This window comes from Pseudomonas kitaguniensis (assembly GCF_009296165.1).
Taxonomy (GTDB): Bacteria; Pseudomonadota; Gammaproteobacteria; order Pseudomonadales; family Pseudomonadaceae; genus Aquipseudomonas; species Aquipseudomonas kitaguniensis.
The window spans coordinates 1-4877 of sequence record NZ_VUAZ01000195.1; the positions used below are offsets into that span (position 1 = coordinate 1).

A 4877-nucleotide genomic window follows, 5' to 3' on the forward strand; every position below is an offset into this window, starting at 1 on the left:
ACACGAAAGCAAAAAAAAGCGGATCTAGCCCGTGTATGCAAAACCCGCCCTTGATCTGGCTTCAACCACTCAGGTCGGCTTTCAGGCCGCGTGCAAAGTGACCCGCCGTAAGGGCGAACCCATACAAGCCCTAACCCAAATACCGGATATGTAAGCTTAGCCAGCCAGGCCGACAAACATATCCTGCACGTCATCGTGGTTGTCCAAGCCTTCCAAAAAGGCTTCGACTTCGGCCATCTGCTCATCGGTCAAACCGCTCACCGGGTTCTTCGCGATGTAGCCGAGCTTGGCCGACAACACGGTAAACCCCTGCTCCGGCAGTGATTTTTGCACAGCGTCCAAGTCGGTAGTCTCGGTGATGAACAGGCTAGTGCCCTCCTCTTCACCCTCTTCGAAATCCTGGGCGCCGGCTTCGATGGCGGCCATCTCAGGGTCGGCGTCCGGGGTGTCCGGCGACGCTTCGATCAGGCCGACATGGTTAAAGTCCCAGGCCACCGAGCCGGAAGCACCCAACTGGCCCTTGCGGAACGCCACGCGAATTTCCGCCACAGTACGGTTGATGTTGTCGGTCACGCACTCAACGATCAACGGCACCTGGTGCGGGGCAAACCCTTCGTAGGTCACGCGGTGGTACTGCACGGTTTCACCCAGCAGACCGGCGCCCTTCTTGATCGCGCGCTCCAGGGTTTCCTTGGGCATCGAGGCCTTTTTGGCTTGCTCCACGACCAGACGCAGGTGGGCGTTGGTTGCGGTGTCGGCACCATTGCGGGCGGCGATGGTGATTTCTTTCACCAGCTTGCCAAAGATTTTGCCCTTGGCATTCGATGCCGCTTCTTTATGTTTGACTTTCCACTGTGCGCCCATGACTCACTCTCTTCATATGCATGGCGCCGAGACGTCTACTGGCCGGCGCTTTGGCGGCAGAGTTTATAGGGCAAAAAAAAATCGTTCCAGCAAAAAACCGTCACGACGCCAACTCGAAAAACGCCTGGATCAAGCGCAATGAGCGGCGTCGCTGCAGGCAACCGAGCATGTGCCGGTTGTCCAGCCCATCGCCGTGCAAAGGAATCGCGTGCACCCGCGGGTCGCGGCTGACCTCGATTGAAGACACCACGCCCACACCCAACTCGGCGGCAACGGCTTCGGTCACCGCCTCGCGGCTGTCGAGTTCCAGCAACACTTTAGGCTGCACATGCGCCATGGCGCAGGCGTTATCAAAGGTGCGCCGGGTGATGGAGCCGGGTTCGCGCAGCACCATGATCACCTCGTGCAATTGCGCCAGGCGAATGCCCGCCGGGTCGGCCAGCCACGGGTGCCCGGCCGGCACCAATGCGCACAGCCGCGATTGTTCAAGCGGTTGCAGGTGCAAACCAGTGCGCGGCTCCACCTCGGTCAGCACCGCCACATCCGCGTGCTCGGACAACAACGCAGCGAGGGTTTCCTGAGCGTTACCCAACCGCAGGTTCACGGTAATGCCGGGGTAGCGCGCGCGCAGGCTGGCGATCATTGGCATCACCAGGTGCGGCCCGTCTGCGGCGACTTCAAGGCGCCCGGTGAGCAATTGGCGATTGGCTTCCAGCAAGGTCTGCGCTTCGTCTACCAAGCCAAAAATCGCCCGGGTGATGGCGGCCAGGCGGGTGCCTTCCTCGGTCAACTCCACCCGCCGCGCCGTGCGACGCAACAGCGCAATCTGGTAGTGCTCTTCCAGGGCCTTGATATGCCCGGTCACGGCCGGCTGGCTAATGAACAGCCGCGCCGCCGCGCGCGTAAAGCTGCCCTCGCGGGCCACCGCATCAAATGCACGCAGTTGGAATAAATTCATAGCTATCGGCCTCACTGATAGCTCGCATAACAACAAACAATTTGATTGATGACAAGCCAAACTGCAATTTAGGCGCCGTAGCTTCACCCCCATCCCATGCGAGGACCTGAGATGAACACCGTCGCGCCCATCCTGCTCACACCCGGCCCCTTGACCACGTCTGCGCGCACGCGCCAGGCGATGATGGTGGACTGGGGTTCATGGGATGACCGTTTTAACCAGCTCACCGCGAGTGTCTGCGCGCAACTGCTGGCGATCATCAACGGCGCCGACAGCCACCACTGCGTCCCCTTGCAAGGCAGCGGCACGTTTGCGGTCGAAGCGGCCATCGGCACGTTGGTCCCGCGTGACGGCAAGGTGCTGGTGCTGATCAACGGCGCGTACGGCAAACGGCTGGCGAAGATTTGCGAAGTGCTCGGCCGCCCTTTCAGCCCGTTCGAGACCGCCGAAGACCAGCCTGCCAGCGCGGCCGACGTCGACCGCCTGCTGCACGCCGACCCGACGATCACCCACGTCGCGCTGATTCATTGCGAAACCAGCACCGGCATTCTCAACCCGCTGGCGCACATCGCCGACGTGGTTAAACAGCACGGCAAGCGTTTGATCATCGACGCCATGAGCTCCTTCGGCGCGCTGCCCATAGATGCCCGCCAAGTGCCGTTCGACGCGCTGATTGCCGCCTCGGGCAAGTGCCTGGAAGGTGTGCCGGGCGCAGGCTTTGTGTTTGCCGAAAAACACGCGCTGGCAGCCGCCCAAGGCAATTGCCACTCGCTGGCGCTGGACCTGTTCGACCAGCACAGCTACATGGCCAGAACCGGCCAATGGCGTTTCACCCCGCCGACCCACGTGGTCGCGGCCCTGCACGAAGCGCTGCTGCAATACCACGAAGAAGGCGGCCTGCCCGCGCGCCATCAACGCTACGCGCTCAACTGCCAGGCGCTGCTCGATGGCATGGCCGAACTGGGCCTGCGCAGCTTTTTGCCAGCGGCGATTCAGGCACCGATCATCGTGACCTTCCACGCCCCGCACGACCCGCGCTACCAGTTCAAGGCGTTTTATGAGGGCGTCAAGGCTAAGGGTTTCATCCTTTACCCAGGCAAATTGACCACAGTGGAAACCTTCCGCGTGGGCTGCATCGGCCATGTCGACGCAGCCGATATGCACGCCGCCGTCACCGCCATCGCGCACGTGCTGCGCGCGATGGGCGTCAACCTTTCACCTTCAGGAGCCCAAGCATGAACTATCACACCCCCAACACCCTGCAGGCCGTGATCCTCGATTGGGCCGGCACCGTGGTCGACTTCGGCTCTTTCGCGCCGACCCAAATCTTTGTCGAAGCCTTCGCCGAGTTCGGCGTGCAAGTCTCCATCGAAGAAGCCCGTGGGCCGATGGGCATGGGCAAGTGGGAGCATATCCGCACCCTCTGCAATCAGCCGCAAGTGGCCGAGCGTTACCGCGCAGCGTTTGGCCGCACGCCAACAGATGATGACGTCACCGCCATCTACCAGCGCTTCATGCCGCTGCAAATCGAAAAAATCGCCGAGCACTCCGCCTTGATCCCCGGCGCGCTCGACACTATTGCGCGGCTGCGGGTGCAAGGCATCAAGGTCGGCTCCTGCTCCGGCTACCCCAAGCAAGTGATGGACAAAGTCGTCGCGCTGGCCGCCAGCAACGGCTATGTCGCCGACCACGTGGTCGCCACTGACGAGGTGCCCAATGGCCGCCCATGGCCTGCGCAAGCACTGGCCAACGTGATCGCGCTGGGCATTGATGACGTGGCAGCCTGCGTGAAGGTCGACGACACCGTGCCGGGCATTCTCGAAGGCCGCCGCGCCGGCATGTGGACCGTCGCGCTGACGTGCTCAGGCAACGCGCTGGGCCTGACCTACGAGCAATTTCGCGCGCTGGACAGCAGCACGCTGGCCAGCGAGCGCGAACGCATCCACGCGCTGTTCGAAGGCTCGCGCCCGCACTACCTGATCGACACCCTTACCGACCTGCCTGCGGTTATCACCAACATCAACCAGCGCCTGGCGCGCGGTGAAATGCCGCAAAGCCACTGATAGAGGTCAAAACAGCGGCATTTACACCAAGCAAACCGCTCAAAACCGGCATACAGTAAAAGCACTCCGTCGCCAAAGAACGGAGGTTTGCCCTGATGAGTGAGGAACCAGCAATGCCGTGGAAAAACTCCGATACCCGCTACAGCACCATGTCGATTGCGCTGCACTGGTTGATGGTGGTGCTGCTGGCGGTGGTTTACGCCTGCATAGAGTTACGCGGCCAATTCCCCAAAGGCAGTGGCGCGCGAACGTTGATCGTCGAAATGCACTTCATGTTCGGCCTCAGCGTATTTGTGCTGGTATGGCTGCGCCTGTTTGCCCGCAGCATGGGCGTTGCGCCGAAGATCGTGCCCGCACCGCCGCGCTGGCAGAGCCTGTTGGCGACGCTGATGCACGTGGCGCTGTATGCGTTGATGATCGGCATGCCGATTGCGGGTTGGCTGATCGTCAGCGCCGAGGGCCATTCGGTGATGTTCTACGGCATTGAGTTGCCGCCGTTAATCGCTGAAAACAAAGACCTGGCCAAGGAGATCGAAGGCTGGCACGTACTGTTTGGCAAGACCGGTTATTGGCTGATCGGGCTGCATGCAGTGGCGGGGCTTGCGCACCATTACATCCTGCGCGATAACACCGCGTTGCGGATGATGCCCGGCAGGCGCTGACTTCAAACCGAACGCGGTCAACTGTGGGAGGCCCCACTGCATCTTTGATGTAGCGCTGTCGCGCATCGGGCTGGTTCGGGGGTGTTCTTCAGGTTGGGTATATATCCGTTATTTGGGTGATGGCTTGTATCCTCACCATCCGGCCCACTTGCTAGAGTTGCGCTGAAACCACGGGCGGCACGCCGACGGTACCAATGGTCCAATTTTCATGGCCGTTCAGAGTGAAGCAATATTGCTGGCGTTACTGGAGGACATGCACCTAATTGTTGGGTTAGAGACGCAAACGGTCTTCCCCTTTGATCAGGAGATTCACTTGGATGTGAAGACTCG

General features: G+C 61.1%; 5 protein-coding genes. 3 read left to right on the forward strand and 2 right to left on the reverse strand.

Translation table 11 applies throughout. From position 1 onward, the window contains the following. Positions 1-156: 156 nt before the first annotated feature. Together F0169_RS25930 and F0169_RS25935 are read right to left on the reverse strand one after the other, a co-directional pair. Positions 157-864 (reverse strand): YebC/PmpR family DNA-binding transcriptional regulator, encoded by a 708-nt coding sequence (locus F0169_RS25930; RefSeq protein WP_058413377.1) that lies wholly within the window; start codon positions 862-864, stop codon positions 157-159. Positions 865-964: 100 nt separating this feature from the next. Further along, positions 965-1822 (reverse strand): LysR substrate-binding domain-containing protein, encoded by an 858-nt coding sequence (locus tag F0169_RS25935; RefSeq protein WP_152748008.1) that lies wholly within the window; start codon positions 1820-1822, stop codon positions 965-967. 111 nt (positions 1823-1933) lie between these two features. Between F0169_RS25935 and F0169_RS25940 the strand changes: the two genes are divergently transcribed. From F0169_RS25940 to F0169_RS25950, 3 genes are all read left to right on the forward strand, one after another. After that, positions 1934-3061, forward strand: a complete 1128-nt coding sequence (locus F0169_RS25940; protein WP_152748009.1) for a 2-aminoethylphosphonate--pyruvate transaminase — start codon at positions 1934-1936, stop codon at positions 3059-3061. Beyond that, entirely contained in the window at positions 3058-3885 is an 828-nt protein-coding gene (phnX, locus tag F0169_RS25945; RefSeq protein WP_122250865.1) for a phosphonoacetaldehyde hydrolase, read from the forward strand. The genes F0169_RS25940 and phnX overlap by 4 nt, the downstream gene beginning before the upstream one ends. 113 nt (positions 3886-3998) lie before the next feature. Continuing rightward, positions 3999-4547: a cytochrome b gene (locus F0169_RS25950; RefSeq protein ID WP_058413381.1), complete on the forward strand. Its 549-nt coding sequence runs from the start codon at positions 3999-4001 to the stop codon at positions 4545-4547. The last annotated feature ends 330 nt before the right edge of the window (positions 4548-4877 follow it).